Source organism: Phreatobacter aquaticus (assembly GCF_005160265.1).
Classification (GTDB): Bacteria; Pseudomonadota; Alphaproteobacteria; order Rhizobiales; family Phreatobacteraceae; genus Phreatobacter; species Phreatobacter aquaticus.
This window is the reverse complement of the sequence record NZ_CP039865.1, coordinates 4,687,931-4,707,804: the sequence shown is the minus strand read 5'-3', so window position 1 is coordinate 4,707,804 and position 19,874 is coordinate 4,687,931. Positions and strand designations below refer to the sequence as shown.

Below are 19,874 nucleotides of genomic sequence, written 5' to 3'. Positions count from 1 at the left end.
GAGGGACAGTGCATGCGATCGGACCGCCGCACGCCCTTCGACACCTTCCGCCGCGCCTCCGGCGCCGCCAATGAACGCGGCGGCGACGGCTACAGGCGGGAGACCTTTACCCTGCCGCTTGATGCGGCGCGGGCGAAGGCCAGGGAATTCCTCGATCGCTTTCCGAAAGCCGCCTACATGACCGAGGTCGAGCACTGGCGGCAGCTGGACGACGGCCAGATCGAATTCACCATGCGCCGGCTGCCGACGGCCGATTGAGGCCATCGGCCTGCCCGTGGCACAATCAGCCGTGCGAGCGCTGCTGCTCGTGGTGCTCGTCTTCGTCCTCTTCGCCGTCTTCGTCTTCCTCAGCCTCTTCCGGGCCTTCTTCGTCGTCTATGATGGCAATCAGCGCCAGCGAAGGCAGGCGTTCGCGGAACAGGTCGCCCTCCTCGCCCATCCACAGGCACAGCGCCTCGTCGGCGTCGATGGAGGCAATCGTCATCGGCTGGCCTCCCGATTTCAGCATCACGACATCTCCGGCTTCAAAGCTCATGGCTTTCTCCTGAAGGATTGGGAACGTCCTTCGGGTAGCGCTGCGCCGTGACGGGCTGATCACGGGATGACGGCAAAGCGGCGACAGAGGCCCGCCGGTGCCCTGCGACAATCGGTCATCGCCGTCTTACGTAATCGGCCTGATGACGGGCTCGCCTGTTTGCTTACATTCAGCTGACAGATTGCGTGCCCCCGCACGCCCACGGAGCCATTGCCCCGCCATGCCCGATGCCCTGACGACTGAACGGCCGGACCTCATGATGGACGTCATCGAGGAATGCGAGCGCAATGGTCGCCGCCGCATCGAGATCGCAGCGTTCCTGGCGCGTGAATATGGTCTTGAGGCCAATGCCATCAACCGGCTGATGGCCGATCATCAGGCGACCAAGGCCGCACGGACAGCCTTTCGGGCGGTGGCGGCGGTCGTCCTGGCGGTCACGACATTCGCGCATCGCCAGACGCAGGAGCACGCTGAACTCGTGCCCCTGCTGGCGCTCGCCTGACGATCAGGCCCGCTTCGCGAGACTTTTCATCAGATCGCGGATGCCGAAGGTCCAGGGTGGACATTCGGTCGAGAGCCTCACGCGGTTGGTGAGGCTTCCAAGTTCTGCGCTGGCAATGGTGACGACATCGCCCAGCTTGTGGGTGAAGCCCTTGCCGGGCGCGCCGCGATCCTGGATCGGCGCAAACAGCGTGCCGCAATAGAGCACGAGGCCATCGGGATATTGATGGTGCTTGCCGATGGCCTGGGATGCCAGATCCTCGACGTCGCGCGAGATGGCGGCCATGTCGGAATGGCCTTCCATCACGAAGCCGTCCTCGCCGGTGACCTTGAGCGACACCTTCATCGCCCGCACCTTGTCGATGCCGAAGCTTGAATCGAACAGGCGGACGAACGGGCCGAGGGAGGCCGAGGCATTGTTGTCCTTGGCCTTGCCGAGCAGCAGCGCCGAGCGCCCCTCGACATCGCGCAGGTTGACGTCATTGCCGAGGGTGGCGCCGACGATCCGGCCCGAGGAAGCGATGACCAGCACCACTTCCGGTTCTGGATTGTTCCAGGTCGAGATCGGATGCAGGCCGACATCGGCACCGGTTCCGACGGAGGACAGCACCGGTGCCTTGGTGAAGATCTCGGCATCCGGCCCAATGCCGACTTCCAGATATTGCGACCAGAGACCGCGCTCCTGCAGGTGCTTCTTGAGCGCCGCGGCCTCCGGCGAACCGGGCTTCAGGCCCTTCAGCTCACCGCCGATGATGTCGCCGATCTCGGCGCGGATGGCGCTGGCGCGTTCCGGGACACCCTTGGCCTGTTCCTCGATCACCCGCTCGACCATGGAGATGGCGAAGGTGACGCCGGCGGCCTTCACCGCCTGCACGTCGATGGGTGACAGGAGAGAGGGCTTCGTCGCATCGCGGACGGCTGCGACGGAGTTGGCGAGGATCGTGGCGATGTCGCCGATCCGCTCACCGGCAACAGCCGCGAGCGCCGCCGCCGGGTCGGGCCGGTCGAACAGGTCCGCCGTCGTCGGGAAGGCCTTGGTGACATCGAACACGCCGTCCTTGCGGATGGCGACGACCGATGGGCCGATGCCTGGACGTTCGACGCGGCCGACCAGCGTGCCGGCGGTGGCGTCGGCGGGGAGGGTGGATGCTGCCGAGAGCGCGACACCCATCAGATGCACCGTCCGCCGTCGACTTCCAGCACCACGCCGGTGAGGAAATGGCCGGGGTCGGCAGCCAGGAACAGCGCCGCATCGGCAATGTCCTTCGGGGTCGACAGGCGGCCCATCGGGATGGAGGCCACGAACTTCTTGCGCATTTCCGGCGTGTCCTCGCCCATGAAGGTGCCAAGCAGCGGCGTGTCGCCGGCAACGGGCGCCAGCGCGCAGACGCGGATGCCGTCCGGCGCGAGCTCCACCGCCATCGACTTCGACAGGAGGTTCACCGCGCCCTTGGAGGCATTGTACCAGGCAAGGCCGGGGCGGGGACGCAGGCCGGCGGTGGATCCGACATTGATGATGACGCCCGAACCGTTCGCCCGCATGACCGGCACGACCGCATGGGCGAAGTGGAAGATCGACTTCACGTTGACGTCGAACACCCGGTCGAACGTCGCCTCGTCCACTTCCAGCATGGGCCGGTTGCGATGGGAAGTGCCGGCATTGTTGATGAGAATGTCGACCTTGCCGAAGCGCTCGACCGCCTTGGCGACGGCGCGTTGGACGTCCTTCGCCTTGGAGACATCGCACTTCATGCCGAAGGCCTTGCGGCCATACGGCTTGGCGGCGGCCTTGGCGCCTTCCTCGTTCAGATCGAGGACGACGACTTTCGCGCCTTCCTTGGCGAAGGTCTCGACAATGCCGAGGCCGAAACCCTGTGCGCCGCCGGTGACGATGGCGACCTTGTCCTTGAGACGCATGTGACGCTCCCGCTTGTCCAGAAATGCTTGTTGTTCAACCGTGGTTGATGACGACGGTTTTCGAGGCCGAGAATTCGTAAAGGGCCTCGAAGCCCTTCTCGCGGCCATGGCCGGATTTCTTGACGCCGCCGAAGGGCAGCTCGATGCCGCCGCCGGCGCCGTAGCCGTTGACGAAGACCTGGCCGCAGCGCATGGCGCGGGCCACCCGCATCGAGCGCTTGGCATCGTGACTCCAGACGCCGGCGACCAGCCCGAAATCGGTGCCGTTGGCGAGGCGCACGGCATCGGCCTCGTCGTCGAAGGGAATGGCCGAGAGGACCGGGCCGAAGACCTCGTCGCAGGCGAGCGAATTGGTTCTGGGCACCGGGCCGAACAGGGTGGGAGCGACATAGAAGCCGCCGCCCGGCACGTTCGGCGCGATCTGGCCTTCCGCGATCACCGGAATGCCCTCGCCGCGGGCGCGGCTGACGAAGCCGTCGACGCGAGCCTTCTGGCCGGCATTGATCATGGCGCCGCAATCGAGGTCCATGTCCCAGGTGCCGACGCGCACCGTCTTGAAGCGCTCGGCGACGCGGGCGACCAGTTCGTCATAGGCCTTGCGTTCGACCAGCATGCGCGAGCCCGCCGAGCAGGTCTGGCCGCAATTCTGGACAATGGCATTGACCAGCGTCGGCACGGCTGCGTCGAAATCGGCATCGGCGAAGACGATCTGGGGCGACTTGCCGCCAAGCTCCAGCGTGCAGCCGATATGGTTGCGGGCTGCTGCTGACTGGATCAGCGTGCCGACTTCCGGCGAGCCGGTGAACGAGATGAAGTCGATGCCGCGATGGCTCGACAGGGCGGCGCCCGCTTCCTCGCCAAGGCCGGTGATGAGGTTGATGACGCCCGGCGGGAACCCAACCTCGAGCGCCAGTTCGGTGATGCGGATGAGCGACAGACAGGCGTCTTCCGCCGGCTTGACCACGCAGGTGTTGCCGCAGGCCAGCGAGGCTGCGACCGAGCGGCCGAAGATCTGGCCGGGATAGTTCCACGGGATGATGTGGCCGGTGACGCCATGGGGGTCGCGGACGACGGCGACCGTATAGCCGTTGAGGAAGGGGATGGTCTCGCCATGCACCTTGTCGGCGGAGGTGCCGTAGAATTCGAAATAGCGGGCGGTGGCGGTCATATCGGCCTTGCCCTGCTTCAGCGGCTTGCCGGTGTCCATGCTCTCGAGGATGGAGAGTTCCTCGTGATGGCCAAGGATGGCCTCGCCGAGCTTGCACAGAAGGCGACCGCGTTCGGTGGCGGTCATCCGCCCCCATGGGCCTTCCTCGAAGGCCTTGCGGGCGGCAGCGACCGCCTTGTCGACATCGGCCTTGGCGGAGCGCGGCATGACCGCGATGACATTGCCGTCGGAGGGGCAGATCGCCTCGATCGTGCGGCCGTCCAGCGCCGGGCCGGACAGGCCGTCGATGATGTTCTGGACCTTGGAGACGGCGGCGGAGCCGGGTGCGGCTGATGTCATGGCGGGCGTCCTTCAGGCAGCCGGGGCATGGGAGGGGCCGCGAAACTAGCCCCGCGACCGGCGCCAGGAAAGGGGGCCCGCTGCATGAGGGCCCGTCTGGAAGCTCACGGCATCCGGACTGTCCGGCTCAGGGGCGCGCGACCAGTTCAGCCAGCAGCAGGACCGCGAGGATGCCGGCGGCAACACCCAGAATGAACAGGACCGAGCCCGGCAGCCGACGACGCCGGCCCATGGGCTTGGGCAGCGTCTCGGCCGGGGCCGGTTCGATCTGGGTCTCCGCGGTGGAGGCGGATGCTTCCGACAGCAGAGCGACGGGCGCTGTCGTCGGGGTGTTGACCTCTGCGGCAGCTGCGCGTGGTTCGGTCCGGGAGCTGAGGCCCACTTGCTCCGCCGGTCGCGCGCTGGCCTCCGCCAGCATGCGCTCGCGCGCCACCAGCCGCTCGGCGACATAGGCGGTGATCCGCTCAGCCAGGACCTGCGCCTCGGCGCTCTCGACGATGACCCTCCGGCCATAGCGGGTGTCTTGCAGGAAGCGGTAGGTGCGCTTGTCGCGGCCCATCTCGACGAAGGCGATCATGTCGACGAAGAAGCGCGGGGTGGCGCCGGGCACAAGGCCGGTGTCGAACAGGTCGATGCCGGCGGGGATGTCGGCGAAGACTGGCTTCACCAGATCGGCCAGGATTTCCAGCCGGGCCAGTTCTGCGTCGCGCAGATCGACCACAACGCCGGTGCGTTCGGCCTCACTGATGCGGGCGGCGCGCACGGCATCGGTCAGCGAGAGGGGGCGGGCCCTGTTGTCGTCCATGCCGGTCTCCGCAAGGTCAGTTGCAAGCCATGACCTTAACTATGCATTGACCATGCCTTTCCCAAGGCAGACCGCGCGGCCCGCTCAGGTTTTCCACCGTCAGGTCGCGGAGAACAGCAGGGGCCAGGCCTTCTGGTTGCGTTCGGAGAACAGGCGCAGGTGGCCGATGGCCTTGGCCCCGATCTCGGCGGGGGTGATGGTCCGGTGGACAACCCTTGCTGCGGGGTAGGAGGTCGCGAGTTCGCGCACCTGCCTCGGTGGCATCATCTGGTCGTCGGCGAGGCTGACCAGCGTGACATCGCAGGTGACGCGGCCGAGGTCCGGGACCGGCAGGGCCTTGCCCCAGTCGCGCCGGTAATAGCCGGGGCTCAGGCACCAGCGCCGCCATTGCCAGTAGACGTCCTTGGGCAGGTCGGCGCCAAGCCCCATGGCCTTGCCGGGAAGATAGCCGAGCACGGCAGTCGCGGCGGGACCGATCAGCCACCAGAAGGCGAGGACCTGCGGCATGTAGCCGAGCGGGTGGCGGGTCCAGTAGGGCAGGCCGGACGCGACGGTGACGATGCGCTCCACCCGTTCGGCCTCGGCGTGGAACGGCACATACATGCCGCCATGGGAATGGCCGATGACCCAGACCGGCAGGCCGGGGAAGCGTGCGCAGAGCGTGGTCAGGGCCGCATCCTGGTCGACCGCGCCCCAGAGCGCCATGGAGGCATTCGAGGCCTTCAGGTGTGCCGAGGCCGAGGCGCCGAAGTCCCGGTAGTCATAGGTGAGCACGGCCGCCTGATGGGCTTCGGTCAGCCAGGCGGCGAAGCGCGCGTAGTAATCCTGCGCGACCCCGACCGCCGGATGCAGGACGATGGCGCGCAAGGGCTGGTCTGCGGGCAGGAACAGGCGTGCCGCCAGACGCACGCCGTCGCTTGTGATGATGTCCAGGCTGTCAGGGGAGGGGGCGGCCATGGTTGCCTCATTCTATGGCGATCACCATAATACGGTTATCACTAGACCAACCGACATACAACCGGCACAATCCGGCATGCCTCGCCCGTCCGATGCCAAATCGCGCTTCATCGCCACCGCCGCCGACCTGTTCCAGCGGCAGGGCTACAATGGTGTGGGGTTGAACGAGATCATCGAGGCGAGCGGCGCGCCAAAGGGCTCATTCTACCACCACTTTCCCGGCGGCAAGGAAGAGCTCGGCGCCGAGGCGGTCAGGCTGGCGGGCAGGCGCATAGGCAAGCTGATCGACCAGGTGTTCGGTGACGCCCAGAACTTTCCGGCTGCCGCGTTGGCGCTGGCGGATGTGATCGGTGGCCATTTCGAGCGTTCGGGCTGGCGCGAAGGCTGCCCGGTCACCGCCATTGTCGTCGATGCCGTCCCACAGTCGGAGCGGCTGTCACTCGCGGTCGCCGAGGTGATGGGCGCCTGGGTCGACAAGGCCACGGCCCATGGCGAACGCATGGGCGTGCCGGATGCCCGCGGGCGTGCTGAACGCTTCATCATCGCGCTGGAGGGCGCGTGGCTGATGTCGCGGGTCAAGCGCTCGCGCGAGCCGTTCCGGATTGCGGCCGAGATGGCCGGCTGAAGTGGCTTGGGGGCCGGCCCCCGGACCATCGTCGCCCGCTCCTGACCTCTTCTATCTTTGGATCGGCTACACAGGCCTCCATCGGGCGGCCTGTTTGCGTTTGTGGGGCACGTCCGCCCTCCCTTGCATGTCATGCGTGCTTTCACGAGAAGCGCATGTTCAAGTTGTGCTCTTCATGCAACAGGCGCTTGCTAACCCTGAGGAAACAGGGTGGCGGAGCGTCGACTCACGCTGGATTCCCTTGCGGCATGTCAGATTCGGTGAGAAACGAATTGTGACACATTCAAAGCGTTCAGGGATAACGTCATGAAGAAGCTGCTTCTCGCCTCTACTGCCATTGTGGCTTTCGGCGCTTCCGCTCAGGCAGCCGATCTCGGATCGCCGCGCATGCCGGTCGCCTCAGCTGTTGTCATGCCCGCCTTCAACTGGACCGGCTTCTATGCGGGTGCTCAGGTCGGATACGGTTGGGCACATCAGGGGTGGGTCACACCCCCCGGGCTGTTTGCTAACCCGTGGAAGAGCAATGGTATCTTTGGTGGCATTCATGCCGGCTATAATCATCAGATCAACATGCTGGTCCTCGGCGTGCAGGCCGAGATCAACGGCGCCGGCTTGACCGGTTCGAATATCAATGGCTTGCGCACGTACACTGCTCGTACCAGCATGTTCGGCTCGCTGGATGTGCGTGCCGGTATCGCGGTCGATCGCACCCTTTTGTACGCAATCGGCGGCCTCGCCTATACCGACAACCGTCATCGGACCTTCGAGACGCCCCCTGGCGGCTTCGGACTTACCGACGCGACGTTCCGTCAAGGACGCGTGGGCTGGAATATCGGCGCTGGCGCCGAATATGCCTTCACGCAGAATTGGACCGCGCGTCTCGAGTATCGGTACTATGACTTCGGAACGGCAAGCTATCCTGATACCGGAACGCTGATTGCGCACACCCACCGTCACTACATGCATACCGTGCGCCTCGGTGTGAGCTACCTGTTCTCGACCGGCCCGTCGGCCGTCGTCGCCCGCTACTGATTTCACGGTCTCTCCAGACCTGACGAAAAGGCCGCCTTCGGGCGGCCTTTTTTGTTTCAGGCATGGGACAAGCGGGGCCGTTCAAAGCGCGGATCGTGCCCTTCCTGCCACAGTGCGACTGAAACCCGCCGATGTGCCGGTACCGGGGTGGATACATTCCCTTGGGGCGCGCGTTGCGGTGACACGTGGCGACGTGGCACGGAAGGAGGGTCGCAGGGCTGACGCCGATGGAGGGCATCGACGCCTGCTCAGCGACACTCGATCATCTTGGGTCCCCTCGGGGGGGACGGGCCCATCCAGACCGAAGGCGGGAGCTTCGGTTGCAATCCAGGAAGGTCATCATGAAGAAGCTTCTTCTCGCGGGCGCTGCTATCGCCGCCCTTTCCACCGGCGCCCAGGCGGCCGATCTCGGCGCACCGCGCATGCCGATCGCCGCTGCCGTCATCGCACCGGTGTTCAGCTGGACCGGCGTCTATGCCGGTGCCCATATCGGCTACGGCTTCGGCCAGTCGCGCTGGAGCGATCCGGCCACCGGCATTTCGGTCTCGCCGAACACCAACGGCATCCTGGGCGGCGTCCAGATCGGCTACAATTACCAGATCAACAACCTGGTCCTCGGCCTCGAGGCTGATGCCTCCGCGGCTGATCTCCACGGCTGGCGCTCCTGCCCGAATGCGGCGTTCACCTGCGCCTCGCGGGCGAATTTCCTTGGCACCGTGCGCGCCCGCGCCGGCTATGCCGTGGATCGTGCGCTCTATTACGTGACCGGCGGTCTCGCCATCGGCAATTTCAAGCACCGTGAATATACGGCGGCCCCGGTTGCCCTGGTCGGCACCTACAACACCACGCGCCTGGGCCTGGCCCTCGGCGCCGGTGTCGAATATGCGGTGGCCCAGAACTGGACCGTCAAGGCCGAGTACATGTACCACTACTTCGGCAATTCGACCGCTCTGACGCCCACGCTCGATCCGGTTGGCGATGTCCGGATCCGCTCCGACATCCACACCGTCAAGCTCGGCGTGAACTACCTGTTCTCGACCGGCCCGGGCGCGGTGGTCGCCCGCTACTGATCTCTTCGATCTTCGGATCGACTGCACAGGCCGCCCTCGGGCGGCCTGTTTGCGTTTGGGGAGCATGTGCGCCTTCCCTGGCACGTCATGCGTGCTTTCACAAGAAGCACATGTTCAAGTTGTGCTCTTCATGTAACAGGCAGTTGCTAACCCTGAGGAATCACGGTGCTGGCATGCCGTCTCACGCTGGATTCCCTTGCGGCATATCAGATTCGGTGAGAACAAGGTTTTCACGCTTTCAAAGCATCGAGGAACAACGTCATGAAGAAGCTGCTTCTCGCCTCCACAGCCATTGTCGCTTTCGGCGCTTCCGCTCAGGCAGCCGATCTCGGATCGCCGCGCATGCCGATTGCGGCTGCGGTTGTCGCGCCGGTGTTCAATTGGACGGGGCTCTATCTTGGTGCGCAGGTGGGCGGCGCCTGGGCCAATACTGGCTACAATCTGGACATTCCTGCCACTCCGAATTCTGGCACGGGTTTCAAGACCAGCGCGTTCTTCGGCGGCGTTCACATCGGATATCGTTGGCAGGTCAACCAGTTCGTGTTCGGTGTGGTCAGTGATCTCGAACTGACGTCGGCGCGTGGCAATGATGGCGGATTTGGTGGCACCATCGATCAGATCAATCGCCGCTGGCAGGGCTCCACCCGTCTCGTTGCGGGCTTCGCGGTCGACCGGGCCCTGATCTATGCGACGGGCGGCCTGGCCTATGGCGACTTCCGCTACTCGCGCCCCAATTTCGATGCCCAGACGATCACCAACACCAAGATCGGCTATACCGTGGGAGCGGGCGTGGCTTATGCCATTTCGCCGAACTGGTCCGTGAGCCTGGAATACCGGTACTCCGGCTACGGGTCCCAGGGATACGCTTTTGCTGCAGGCAGCCAGCGTACGCTCACGCCCTACAACGAGCATTCGGTGCGGCTTGGCGTGTCTTACATGTTCACCACCGGCCCGTCGGCCGTCGTCGCCCGCTACTGATCTCTTCGATCTTCGGATCGACTGCACAGGCCGCCTTCGGGCGGCCTGTTTGCGTTTCACGGCGAGGCGAACCCGCCGAGCTGGCGCAGCGCCTCACCTGCGACCATCGCCACCGACACCGCGACATTGAGCGAGCGCAGGCCCGGCTGCATGGGGATGACGATGCGCGCGTCCGCGGCGTCGTGGACATGGTCCGGCACGCCCGCGGATTCGCGCCCCGCCATCACCACGTCGCCGGCCTGGAAGGCGAAGCCGGCATAGGGCAGGGCACCTCGGGTGGTCATGAGCACGAGCCTGCCTCCAGCCCGCAGGCGGTCGCGCTGGAAGGCCTCGAAATCGTCGTGGCGCTGCCAGCGGACGTGGTCGAGATAATCCATGCCCGAGCGCCGGAATGACTTGTCGGAGACCGGAAACCCGGCTGGCTCGATGATATCCACGGCAATCCCGAGGCAGGCGGCTGTCCGCAGGATCGTTCCGGTGTTCTGGGCGATGTCCGGTTGGTACAGAGCGATGCGGATCATGAGGGTCGAAGCTCTCCGGGAGGGGGGCGGAGCGGGCCATTCCGGGGCACGTCACTCATCTGCAATTCCCCTTGCGACGAAGGTGCCACACCTTGCAAGGCCATGGCGCAATTGGCCCACTGGACATCACCTTATAACGATGCGAATAAGCCCTCGCCGACAAGGGTTCCGGCGCGGATTCCCTTATGCCCCGTCCATGGGGCGGCCGGCGCGGGCGCGCTCTCCCCGAAGCTGCTGCCCAGCGCCTGGTTTGTGATCCGCCGCAGGGGTCTTGGATGAGGTGGCCTGCGGGCTGCCCCGGCGCGATCGAGGCCTTTGATGGGCCGGAAGAGCGAAAGGACGAAGAAGTGGCAATTGTTGAACATGCCGAGGGCGATCGCCGCGATTTCCTGTTCCTTGCGACGGGCGCGGCAGCAGCCGTCGGCGCCGCCGCGGCCGTGTGGCCGTTCATCAGCCAGCTTGCGCCCGATGCCAGCACGGTCGCCGCCGGTGCGCCGGCCGAGTTCGATCTGGCTCCGATCGCATCCGGCTCGCAGATCAAGATCTTGTGGCGCGGCAAGCCCTATTTCATCCGCAACCGCACCGAAGCCGAAATCAAGGCGGCGGTCGATACCGACGTCACCAAGCTGCGCCATCCCGAGCCCGATTCGGCGCGTGTGAAGGCGGGGCATGCCAAATGGCTGATTGCCTCGGCCAATTGCACCCATCTCGGCTGCGTCCCCCTGGGCAACCAGGGTGAGTTCGGCGGGTGGTTCTGCCCCTGCCACGGCTCGGTGTTCGACACGTCCGGCCGCATCCGCTCCGGTCCGGCGCCGAAAAACCTGCCCGTTCCTGTCTACGAGTTCCTGTCCGAGACGCGCGTCCGCATCAGCGGCCCCGCAGTCCTGACCTGACGATCGAAATCGAGGTTGAAGACCATGCAGGGTCACTCGCACTACGTCCCGAAATTGGGCATTGCCAAGTGGGTTGACGCGCGTCTGCCCTTGCCGCGCCTCGTTTACGATTCCTTCGTCGCCTACCCGGTTCCGAAAAACCTGAACTATTTCTGGACCTTCGGCGGCATCCTCTCGATCATGCTGGTGGTTCAGATCATCACCGGCGTGGTGCTGGCGATGCACTACACGCCGCATGTCGACATGGCGTTCAACTCGATTGAACACATCATGCGCGACGTGAACTACGGCTGGCTGATCCGCTATCTCCACGCCAACGGCGCGTCGATGTTCTTCATTGCCGTCTACATCCACATGCTGCGGGGCCTCTATTACGGCTCCTACAAGGCGCCGCGCGAGGTGCTGTGGATCCTGGGTGTCATCATCTATCTCCTGATGATGGCGACCGGCTTCCTCGGCTATGTGCTGCCCTGGGGTCAGATGTCGCTGTGGGGCGCGGTGGTCATCACCAACCTGTTCTCGGCGATCCCGCTGGTCGGCCCGACCGTGGTTGAATTCCTGTGGGGCGGCTATTCGGTCGACAATCCGACGCTAAACCGCTTCTTCTCGCTGCACTTCCTGCTGCCGTTCATGATTGCCGGCGTCGTCGTGCTGCACGTCTGGGCGCTGCACGTGACGGGCCAGAACAACCCGACCGGCGTCGAGGTGAAGGACGTCAAGAAGGACACGATCCCCTTCACGCCCTATGCGACCATCAAGGACGCCTTCGGCCTGTCGGTGTTCTTCCTCATGTACATGTACTTCGTGTTCTTCCAGCCGAACTATCTGGGACACGCGGTGAACTACGTGCCCGGCGATCCGATGGTGACGCCTGCCCATATCGTGCCGGAATGGTATTACCTGCCGTTCTACGCGATCCTGCGCGCCATCACCTTCGACATCAATCTGCTGATCTTCACGATCCCGGCTCAGCTCGGCGGTGTCATCGCCATGTTCGCGGCGATCCTGGTCCTGGCCTTCCTGCCCTGGCTCGACACGTCCCGCGTGAAGTCGTCGAACTACCGGCCGCTGCACCGCCAGTTCTTCTGGGCCTTCGTTGCGGTCTGCGTGCTGCTTGGCTGGCTCGGCTCCAAGCCGCCGGAAGGTATCTTCCCGCTCTTGTCGCTGACCCTGACCGGGCTCTATTTCGCCTATTTCCTGATCGTCCTGCCCTTGCTCGGCCTGTTCGAGACGCCGAACACGCTGCCTGCCTCGATTGCCGATTCGGTTCTCGGCAAGGGCAGTGCGCCGGTCACGGCAGGCGCGGTGTCCTCGCCCGAGACCAAGGGCTGAGGCGGGCGCGAAGAGAGAACAAGGATCGATGACGATGAAAATCACCTCTCTGCGTGTCGCCGCGACGGCCGGCCTTTTGGGCGGCCTTCTCGGGCTCGCGCTCGTGTCGGCCCAGCCGGCCCGGGCTGCCGAACAGGAAAATCCGCCGCGCGCCAACTGGACCTTCGCCGGGCCGTTTGGCCAGTTCGACCGGGCGCAGCTGCAGCGCGGCTTCCAGGTGTACAAGGAGGTCTGCTCGGCCTGCCATAGCGTCAGCCAGCTGTCGTTCCGCAATCTGGCACAGCCGGGCGGGCCGCAATTCCCGGCCGATCAGGCCGCCCAAATCGCGATCGACTGGCAGCAGAAGGTTCGCGAGATCGGCGATGACGGCCAGCCGGCCGAGCGCACGCCGCGCCTGTCGGACCGCATTCCCGGACCTTTCGCCAACGTCAAGGCGGCGGAAGCCGCCCATGGCGGCAAGGCGCCGCCGGATCTCTCGCTGATGGCCAAGGCCCGTTCCTATGAGCGCGGCTTTCCGTGGTTCCTGATCGACATCTTCCCGCCGGCCTATCAGGAACACGGCGTGGACTATGTCCGTGCCTTCCTGCTCGGCTACGAGGACGGTCATGAGGTGCCGCCGGGGACCCACTACAACAAGTATTTCCCGGGCAATGCGGTGGCCATGCCGAACATCCTTCAGGATGGCCAGGTGACCTATTCGGACGGTTCGCCCGCCACCCGCGCGCAATATGCGTCGGATGTCACGGCTTTCCTGATGTGGGCCGCCGAGCCGCACATGGAACAGCGCAAGCGCATCGGCTTCCAGGTTCTGCTGTTCGTTCTGGTGCTGTCGATCCTGCTCTACTTCACCAAGAAGAAGGTCTGGGCCAAGGTCGAGCACTGAGGCCGATCTGATTTTCGCACCGCCAGGTGCTTGACGAAGGGCCGCGCGAGCGGCCCTTTTCTTATTGGGACGGCCGTCATGGCCGTGTCACAAGCCTGCGGCCATGTCGCGGGCCTGACCACATATCGGGACGGTGCAGCATGGCAAAGGCGGTTCTCGGCATCATCGGCGGCTCGGGCATCTATGACCTGCCGGGCCTGGAGGCGGTCGAGGAGGTGCGTGTCGCTTCCCCCTGGGGCGAACCCTCCGATGTGCTGCGCCGGGGTCGGCTGGGGCCAACCGAAATCGTGTTCCTGCCGCGCCATGGCCGCGGCCACGCGCTTAGCCCGTCCGACATCAATTACCGCGCCAATATCGACGTGCTGAAACGGGTGGGCGTCACCGACCTCGTCTCGCTGTCGGCGGTGGGCTCGTTCAAGGGCGAGCTCTCACCTGGCACCTTCGTGCTGGCCGACCAGTTCATCGACAAGACCTATCTGCGCCAGCCAAGTTTCTTCGGGAAGGGCTGCGTCGCCCATGTCGCCTTCTCGCATCCCGTTGCGCCGCTCCTGCAGAAGCGGCTGGCAGCGGCGCTGGAGGCGGAGGCCATTCCCCATGCGGTCGGCGGCACCGCCGTATGCATGGAGGGCCCGGCCTTCTCGACGCTGGCCGAAAGCCTGTTCCACAAGGCGCAAGGCTGGGACCTGATCGGCATGACCTCGATGCCCGAGGCCAAGCTCGCCCGCGAGGCCGAGATTGCCTATGCCTTCGTCGGCATGGTCACCGATTTCGACGCCTGGCACGAGGAGGTCGGCCCGGTCGACGTGGCGCAGGTGGTCCACCACCTGCACGCCAATGCCGACAAGGGCCGCCGTCTGGTGGCGCGGCTCGCGCGCGACTTTCCGGCCGAGCACGAGCCCTGTCCGATCCATTCGGACCGCGCGCTGGAGCACGCTGTTATCACGGCGAAGGAGCATCGTGACCCGGCGCTCGTCGCCAAGCTCGATGCGGTGGCGGGCCGGGTTCTGGCGCGCTGATCAGAGCCAGCCGGAATAGCCGTAGCGCCAGCCGCCGAACAGCCAGAAGATCAGGCCGAAGACGATGCGGATGACGATGGCGGCGGCGATGAAGGCGGGCAGAGCCGCCAGCATGGCCTTGAAGAAGAACATGACCAGACGGCCGAACGGCACGTCGATCGATGTGATGGTGACCGGCTGCGCCACGGGATAGGCGGCAGGCGCATAGGTGGGCGCGGCATAGCCAGGTGCGGCGTAGCCCTGCGGGCCGGCAGGCTGGGCGGGCATGGTCATGGGGTTTCTCCATCGTTGGGCCTGTGAGGAATTGGCGGGAGCCCTTTCCCTGGCGCGACTGCTCGCCGTAGAACCTAGGAGCGGGTCCAGGCTTGCACCAATGAATTCGCGGTAAGGTTGAAGGACGAACGATGGCACCAGGCCTCGACGACGAGCTGAAACAGGCGATCCGGACGATCGCGGATTATCCGAAGCCCGGCATCATGTTCCGCGACATCACCACGCTGCTCGGCAATGCGCGGGCCTTCCGCCGCGCGGTCGACCAGCTGGTGCAGCCCTATGCGGGAGCCAAGATCGACCAGGTCGCGGGCATCGAGGCGCGCGGCTTCATCCTAGGGGGGGCTGTGGCGCATCAGCTGTCGTCGGGCTTCGTGCCGATCCGCAAGAAGGGCAAGCTGCCGCATCAGACCGTGCGCATGGCCTATGCGCTGGAATATGGCACCGACGAGATGGAGATCCATGTCGACGCGATCAAACCGGGCGAGAGGGTGGTGCTGGTCGACGATCTGATCGCCACCGGCGGCACGGCCGAGGGCGCGGTGAAGCTCTTGCGCCAGATCGGCGCCGATGTGGTGGCCGCATGTTTCATCATCGACCTGCCGGAGCTCGGTGGTGCCGACAAGCTGCGCGCCATGGGGGTTGATGTGCGCACGCTGGTGACGTTCGACGGGCATTGACCCCAAAGAGAAGAGCCGCCGGCATTGCTGCCGACGGCTCTCCAGGGGCATTTGGGGGGCCCCTTACTGACGCACCAGGGGGCGACTGGAAGGTGCGTCAACTTCCGTGAAACTCATGGCCGTCACCGGCAGGCGACTGCCGGGTTTGAGCCGGCGGCGCAGGAGCGGCCGAAATTGCGGCCGGTACCTGACCAGGAGCCGTCGCGGTTGCGCTGCCAGCCCGCGCCGAAATTGTTGCCGGTGCCGGTGATGCGCCCGCGCGAGGCTTCATAGCCGCCGCCGAAGCGTGAGCCTGTGCCGGTGATGCGGTTGCCCTGCTGCTCGTAGCCGCCGCCGAAATTGCGCCCGGTGCCGCGATAGGTGGTGGTGCCCGAGCGACGCTGGCGCTCGACATCATAGCCACGGCCGAAGCGCCGGCCCTCGCCGACGAGATTGCCGCGCGAGTCCTGGACATATTGGGCCTGGACGATGCGGTGTCCGGTCTGCGGGACAGGGGCCGCCACAAGCGCGGCGCCGGCGATCTGGCCGGCGATCAAGGCTGACAGCGCGAGGCTCATGGGGCGTCTCCCGTTCCGTTGTTGGAGCGAGATGTGCGGTGCGCCCGTTTCAGCGATGTGTCGGTGCGGGGGCGAAGTCTTTCAACTGACTCGGACAGCCTGACGATGACCCCGCGCTGCGGGCCGGCCCCGTTAGCGCGCCGCGAAGACAGAGCCGTCGAAGGCGAAGACCAACACGCCGTTCTGGTTCACGCCGGTGTTGCGCGAGAACAGGAGGCCCCATTCCGGCCGGCTGGCGGAGGCGCGTTTTCCCACGATCTCGGTGGTATAGGTGACGGTGTCGCCGGCATAGACGGGTTTCGGCCAGACGAGGTTCGTGTAGCCGCCTGACGGGCCATTCTTCAGCGGCGGCAGGCCCTTGGCGGCGCGCTCGGCATTGGTCGCTTTCCAGCGCTCGACGCGCAGGCGCATCCACCACGAGCCGGTCTGCCATCCCGACGCAATCAGTCCGCCGAAATGGCTCTGTTTCGCGGCCTCGGGATCGATGTGGAACGGCTGGGGATCGAACTTCAGGGCGAAGCGGATGATCTCGTCCGCCGTGAATGTGTGCGATCCGAGCACCTCGATGGAGCCGACGGCGATCTCGTCAAACATGGGCGGCCTCTGCCGTCCGGCGGCCGAAGAAGATCGGGTTCACCTGGATCAGCACGACGTCGCCGTTCTGGTTCAGAAGCTCAAAGCGGAAGCGGACGATGCCGCGATCGGGCTTGGAGGCGGAGACGCGGGCGTCGAGGACCGTGCGCCGGACGCTCAGCACGTCGCCGGGAAAGACCGGCTTCACCCATTTCATCTCCTCGATGCCCGGCCCGCCCATGGAGGTGGAATGGGTGATGAAATGGTCGCAGTTCATGCGCATGAGCATGGCCGAGGAATGCCAGCCTGAGGCGGACAAGGCGCCCAGCAGCGAGGCCTTGCCGCCCTCGTCGGTGAGGTGGAAGGGCTGGGGATCGAACTCGGCGGAGAACTCGATCGCCTCCTCGCGGGTCACCGCATAGCGACCATAGGTGGAGATCTCGCCAGGGACGAAGTCTTCAAAGGCGATCAGGGGCGTGTCGGATGTCATGGGCCGGCGCAATCACTGGAGATGGCGGCATCATGCATGATTGCCGTGGGCTGGGGCCTCCGCCTTTCGGGCGAAGGCCTGCCAGGACGCATCGTCAGTTGGCGAAGCGGAAGTGCAGCACGTCGCCATCGGCGACCACATATTCCTTGCCTTCGAGGCGCAGCTTGCCGGCATCGCGGGCACCAGCCTCACCACCAAGGGCGGTGTAGTCGGCATAGGCGATGGTTTCGGCGCGGATGAAGCCCTTCTCGAAATCGGTATGGATCACGCCGGCCGCGGCGGGCGCCTTGGTGCCCTTGGTGATGGTCCAGGCGCGGGTTTCCTTCGGGCCGACGGTGAAATAGGTCACCAGGTGCAGAAGGTCATAGCCGGAGCGGATCACGCGGTTGAGGCCCGGCTCCTCGAGGCCGACGGCCTCCAGGAAGTCCTTCTGGTCTTCCAGCGCCATGACCGCGATCTCGCTCTCGATCTTGGCGGAGACGACGACCGCATTGGCGCCCTCTTCCTTGGCGCGGGCGAACACCTTGGCGGAGAAGCTGTTGCCCTTGTCGGCGGAGGCTTCCTCGACATTGCAGACATAGAGAACCGGCTTGGAGGTCAAGAGGTTCAGCTGCTCGAAGGTCCTGGCCTCCTCGGGCTTCACATCGGTCATGCGGGCCGGACGGCCATCGCGGAGGTGGACCAGGGCGCGGTTGATCAGGTCGACCTGCTCCTTGGCTTCCTTGTCGCCGCCCTTGGCCTTCTTCTCCAGGCCGGTGACGCGCTTCTCGAGGCTGTCGAGATCGGCGAGCATCAGCTCGGTCTCGATGGTCTCGATGTCGGCGAGCGGGTCAACCTTGCCCTCGACATGGGTGATGTCGCCGTCCTCGAAGCAGCGCACGACATGGGCGATGGCATCGACCTCGCGGATATTGGCGAGGAACTGGTTGCCGAGGCCCTCGCCCTTGGAGGCGCCGCGCACGATGCCGGCAATGTCGACGAAGGTGATGCGGGTCGGGATGATCTGCTGTGACTTGCCGGCCTTGGCCAGAATGTCGAGACGCGGATCGGGCACGGCGACATCGCCGACATTCGGCTCGATGGTGCAGAACGGATAGTTCGCCGCCTGTGCCGCCGCCGTCTGGGTCAGCGCGTTGAAGAGGGTCGACTTGCCGACGTTCGGCAGGCCGACAATGCCGCATTTGAAGCCCATGGGAAGGGTCCAGTCTGATGTTGGCCGGTCACGGACCGGCGAAGAGAAATCCGGGTGCGGCCGGCATCGAGACCTGAACGGTCACCGTGCGGCCAAGCGTCCGTGGTGCATATCCCCGGACAGGAACCGAGCGCAACCGCGATCAAGGGCGCAGGCCCGCGATCTCGGTCATTTCAGTCGCCCTTGGCTTCGCCCACCCGCTTCACCTCGCCCCAACCGCGGCCTTCCATGGCGAGGTGGATGCGGTTCTGGTAGCCGGGGTCGTCCGGGGTCGCCAGCATCTCGGCATGGTCGGCCGAGGCCGTGCAGAGGTCTTCCACCCAGGGCATTTCCGCCTTGGCGAAATCGTTCAGCACATAGGAATGGACGAGCGCCTTGTCGCCGGGATGTCCGATGCCTATCCGGACGCGGCGATAATCGTTGCCGCAGAGCGCGGTGATCGAGCGCAGGCCATTGTGGCCGGCATTGCCGCCGCCGGTCTTGACCCGGAGCTTGGCCGGCGGCAGGTCGAGCTCGTCGTGGAAGACCACCACGTCCTTGAGCTCGATCTTGAAGAAGCGCATGGCCTCAGCCACGGCGCGGCCGCTCTCGTTCATGAAGGTTCCGGGCATCAAGAGCAGCGCCTTCTCAGGCCCGATCTGCCCGTCTGCGGTCACGCCCTGGAAGCGCTGGCGCCAGGGCCCGAAGCGATGGCGCCGGTGGATCGTCTCCACCGCCATGAAGCCGATATTGTGCCGGTTCATCCGGTATTTCGCCCCGGGATTGCCGAGGCCGACGATCAGCAGCATCCGACCGCTCCCATGGTCGCAGGCAAGGGCGACACGGTTCCATCCAACGAAAAGGGCGCCCGAATGTCACGGGCGCCCTTCGCTAACGTGGTTGAGCAGGGCCAGAAGGCCCCGCCCGGGATCACTTCTTGGCGGCAGGCGCTGCGGCCGGAGCGGCGGCGGCCGGCTCGGCCTCGGCGCCGCCCGACGGAGCGACGATCGAGAGCAGAGTCGGGTTTTCCTTCGTGGCGGCGCGGACGCCAGCCGGAAGGGCCACATCGGCCAGATGGATCGAATAGCCCATGGCCAGCGACGAGATGTCGATGTCGACCGAGGCCGGGATGTTGTCAGCCGGGCAGAGCAGGGTGATCGAATGCGCGACCAGGTTGACCGAGCCACCGAGCTTGACGCCAGGCGACAGATCGGCACCCAGAACGTGGATCGGGATGTCGACCGAGATCACGGCGCCTTCGCCGAGACGCAGGAAGTCGACGTGGACCGGGAAGTCCTTCACCGGATCCAGCTGGTAGTCGCGCGGAATGACGCGATGCTTCTGGCCGTCGACGTCCAGCTCGAACACGGTCGAGAGGAAGTGACCGGCATAGATGCGCTGGTGCAGGGTCTTGTAGTCGATCGAAATCAGCACGGGCGACTTCTTGTCGCCGTAGATGACGCCGGGCACGCGGCCCGCACGACGTTCGGCGCGAGCGGCCCCCTTGCCGCCATTCGCGCGGACCGTCGCCGACATCTCTTTGATGGCAGCCATGGTCTTG

At 65.4% G+C, this 19,874-nt stretch carries 24 protein-coding genes and 1 pseudogene; 11 read left to right on the top strand and 14 right to left on the bottom strand.

Features of this window, described 5'->3' with window-relative positions:
- Window positions 1–12: 12 nt before the first annotated feature.
- Window positions 13–258: a hypothetical protein gene (locus tag E8L99_RS22425; protein ID WP_137101647.1), complete on the top strand. Its 246-nt coding sequence runs from the start codon at window positions 13–15 to the stop codon at window positions 256–258.
- Between the two features lie 25 nt (window positions 259–283).
- Here E8L99_RS22425 and E8L99_RS22420 read toward each other — a convergent pair whose 3' ends face one another.
- Window positions 284–535 (bottom strand): YodC family protein, encoded by a 252-nt coding sequence (locus E8L99_RS22420; RefSeq protein WP_137101646.1) that lies wholly within the window; start codon window positions 533–535, stop codon window positions 284–286.
- Window positions 536–755: 220 nt separating this feature from the next.
- Between E8L99_RS22420 and E8L99_RS22415 the strand changes: the two genes are divergently transcribed.
- Window positions 756–1,037: a hypothetical protein gene (locus E8L99_RS22415; RefSeq protein WP_137101645.1), complete on the top strand. Its 282-nt coding sequence runs from the start codon at window positions 756–758 to the stop codon at window positions 1,035–1,037.
- A gap of 3 nt (window positions 1,038–1,040) precedes the next feature.
- Here E8L99_RS22415 and E8L99_RS22410 read toward each other — a convergent pair whose 3' ends face one another.
- The 5 genes from E8L99_RS22410 to E8L99_RS22390 form a co-directional block, all read right to left on the bottom strand.
- Window positions 1,041–2,207, bottom strand: a complete 1,167-nt coding sequence (locus E8L99_RS22410) for a fumarylacetoacetate hydrolase family protein (protein WP_137101644.1) — start codon at window positions 2,205–2,207, stop codon at window positions 1,041–1,043.
- Window positions 2,207–2,953 (bottom strand): glucose 1-dehydrogenase, encoded by a 747-nt coding sequence (locus E8L99_RS22405; RefSeq protein ID WP_137101643.1) that lies wholly within the window; start codon window positions 2,951–2,953, stop codon window positions 2,207–2,209. The genes E8L99_RS22410 and E8L99_RS22405 overlap by 1 nt, the downstream gene beginning before the upstream one ends.
- 34 nt (window positions 2,954–2,987) lie before the next feature.
- A complete protein-coding gene (locus E8L99_RS22400; RefSeq protein WP_137101642.1) occupies window positions 2,988–4,460 on the bottom strand; it encodes an aldehyde dehydrogenase family protein in 1,473 nt (490 codons plus the stop codon).
- 127 nt (window positions 4,461–4,587) lie between these two features.
- Window positions 4,588–5,265: a hypothetical protein gene (locus tag E8L99_RS22395; protein WP_137101641.1), complete on the bottom strand. Its 678-nt coding sequence runs from the start codon at window positions 5,263–5,265 to the stop codon at window positions 4,588–4,590.
- Window positions 5,266–5,364: 99 nt separating this feature from the next.
- The gene (locus tag E8L99_RS22390) at window positions 5,365–6,222 is read right to left on the bottom strand and encodes an alpha/beta hydrolase family protein (protein ID WP_137101640.1); all 858 of its coding nucleotides are present in this window, start codon (window positions 6,220–6,222) and stop codon (window positions 5,365–5,367) included.
- A gap of 76 nt (window positions 6,223–6,298) precedes the next feature.
- On the opposite strand from E8L99_RS22390, the gene E8L99_RS22385 reads away from it, so the two are divergent.
- From E8L99_RS22385 to E8L99_RS22370, 4 genes are all read left to right on the top strand, one after another.
- Entirely contained in the window at window positions 6,299–6,847 is a 549-nt protein-coding gene (locus tag E8L99_RS22385; RefSeq protein WP_168201801.1) for a TetR/AcrR family transcriptional regulator, read from the top strand.
- Window positions 6,848–7,153: 306 nt separating this feature from the next.
- Window positions 7,154–7,879, top strand: a complete 726-nt coding sequence (locus E8L99_RS22380) for an outer membrane protein (RefSeq protein WP_137101638.1) — start codon at window positions 7,154–7,156, stop codon at window positions 7,877–7,879.
- Window positions 7,880–8,220: 341 nt separating this feature from the next.
- Complete coding sequence (locus tag E8L99_RS22375) at window positions 8,221–8,949, top strand: outer membrane protein (RefSeq protein WP_168201800.1); 729 nt, start codon at window positions 8,221–8,223, stop codon at window positions 8,947–8,949.
- A 261-nt stretch (window positions 8,950–9,210) separates the two neighbouring features.
- Window positions 9,211–9,927 (top strand): outer membrane protein, encoded by a 717-nt coding sequence (locus E8L99_RS22370; RefSeq protein WP_137101636.1) that lies wholly within the window; start codon window positions 9,211–9,213, stop codon window positions 9,925–9,927.
- Between the two features lie 56 nt (window positions 9,928–9,983).
- Here E8L99_RS22370 and E8L99_RS22365 read toward each other — a convergent pair whose 3' ends face one another.
- Window positions 9,984–10,448, bottom strand: a complete 465-nt coding sequence (locus E8L99_RS22365) for a tRNA (cytidine(34)-2'-O)-methyltransferase (protein ID WP_137101635.1) — start codon at window positions 10,446–10,448, stop codon at window positions 9,984–9,986.
- Between the two features lie 347 nt (window positions 10,449–10,795).
- Between E8L99_RS22365 and petA the strand changes: the two genes are divergently transcribed.
- From petA to E8L99_RS22345, 4 genes are all read left to right on the top strand, one after another.
- On the top strand, window positions 10,796–11,341 hold the full coding sequence (gene petA, locus E8L99_RS22360) for a ubiquinol-cytochrome c reductase iron-sulfur subunit (RefSeq protein ID WP_252511191.1): 546 nt from the start codon (window positions 10,796–10,798) through the stop codon (window positions 11,339–11,341).
- A gap of 24 nt (window positions 11,342–11,365) precedes the next feature.
- Window positions 11,366–12,673: a cytochrome b gene (locus tag E8L99_RS22355; protein WP_137101633.1), complete on the top strand. Its 1,308-nt coding sequence runs from the start codon at window positions 11,366–11,368 to the stop codon at window positions 12,671–12,673.
- A gap of 34 nt (window positions 12,674–12,707) precedes the next feature.
- The gene (locus tag E8L99_RS22350; RefSeq protein ID WP_252511190.1) at window positions 12,708–13,556 is read left to right on the top strand and encodes a cytochrome c1; all 849 of its coding nucleotides are present in this window, start codon (window positions 12,708–12,710) and stop codon (window positions 13,554–13,556) included.
- Window positions 13,557–13,696: 140 nt separating this feature from the next.
- On the top strand, window positions 13,697–14,572 hold the full coding sequence (locus tag E8L99_RS22345; protein WP_137101631.1) for an S-methyl-5'-thioadenosine phosphorylase: 876 nt from the start codon (window positions 13,697–13,699) through the stop codon (window positions 14,570–14,572).
- Here the strand turns inward: E8L99_RS22345 and E8L99_RS22340 are convergent, their stop codons facing one another.
- A complete protein-coding gene (locus E8L99_RS22340; RefSeq protein ID WP_137101630.1) occupies window positions 14,573–14,845 on the bottom strand; it encodes a hypothetical protein in 273 nt (90 codons plus the stop codon).
- Window positions 14,846–14,976: 131 nt separating this feature from the next.
- Here E8L99_RS22340 and E8L99_RS22335 point away from each other — a divergent pair, with 131 nt between their 5' ends.
- The gene (locus tag E8L99_RS22335; protein WP_137101629.1) at window positions 14,977–15,522 is read left to right on the top strand and encodes an adenine phosphoribosyltransferase; all 546 of its coding nucleotides are present in this window, start codon (window positions 14,977–14,979) and stop codon (window positions 15,520–15,522) included.
- A 122-nt stretch (window positions 15,523–15,644) separates the two neighbouring features.
- Here the strand turns inward: E8L99_RS22335 and E8L99_RS22330 are convergent, their stop codons facing one another.
- The 6 genes and pseudogenes from E8L99_RS22330 to E8L99_RS22305 all read right to left on the bottom strand — a co-directional run.
- The gene (locus tag E8L99_RS22330; RefSeq protein ID WP_137101628.1) at window positions 15,645–16,079 is read right to left on the bottom strand and encodes a hypothetical protein; all 435 of its coding nucleotides are present in this window, start codon (window positions 16,077–16,079) and stop codon (window positions 15,645–15,647) included.
- 132 nt (window positions 16,080–16,211) lie between these two features.
- The gene (locus tag E8L99_RS22325; RefSeq protein ID WP_137101627.1) at window positions 16,212–16,673 is read right to left on the bottom strand and encodes a MaoC family dehydratase; all 462 of its coding nucleotides are present in this window, start codon (window positions 16,671–16,673) and stop codon (window positions 16,212–16,214) included.
- Window positions 16,666–17,142 carry a MaoC family dehydratase gene (locus tag E8L99_RS22320; RefSeq protein ID WP_137101626.1) on the bottom strand — a complete coding sequence of 159 codons (477 nt, stop codon included), beginning with the start codon at window positions 17,140–17,142 and terminating at the stop codon, window positions 16,666–16,668. The genes E8L99_RS22325 and E8L99_RS22320 overlap by 8 nt, the downstream gene beginning before the upstream one ends.
- A gap of 94 nt (window positions 17,143–17,236) precedes the next feature.
- Window positions 17,237–18,334: a redox-regulated ATPase YchF gene (gene ychF / locus E8L99_RS22315; protein ID WP_137101625.1), complete on the bottom strand. Its 1,098-nt coding sequence runs from the start codon at window positions 18,332–18,334 to the stop codon at window positions 17,237–17,239.
- 173 nt (window positions 18,335–18,507) lie between these two features.
- Entirely contained in the window at window positions 18,508–19,122 is a 615-nt protein-coding gene (pth, locus tag E8L99_RS22310; protein ID WP_137101624.1) for an aminoacyl-tRNA hydrolase, read from the bottom strand.
- Window positions 19,123–19,252: 130 nt separating this feature from the next.
- A pseudogene (locus E8L99_RS22305) lies at window positions 19,253–19,867 on the bottom strand (50S ribosomal protein L25/general stress protein Ctc); the annotation flags it as partial.
- Between the last annotated feature and the right edge of the window lie 7 nt (window positions 19,868–19,874).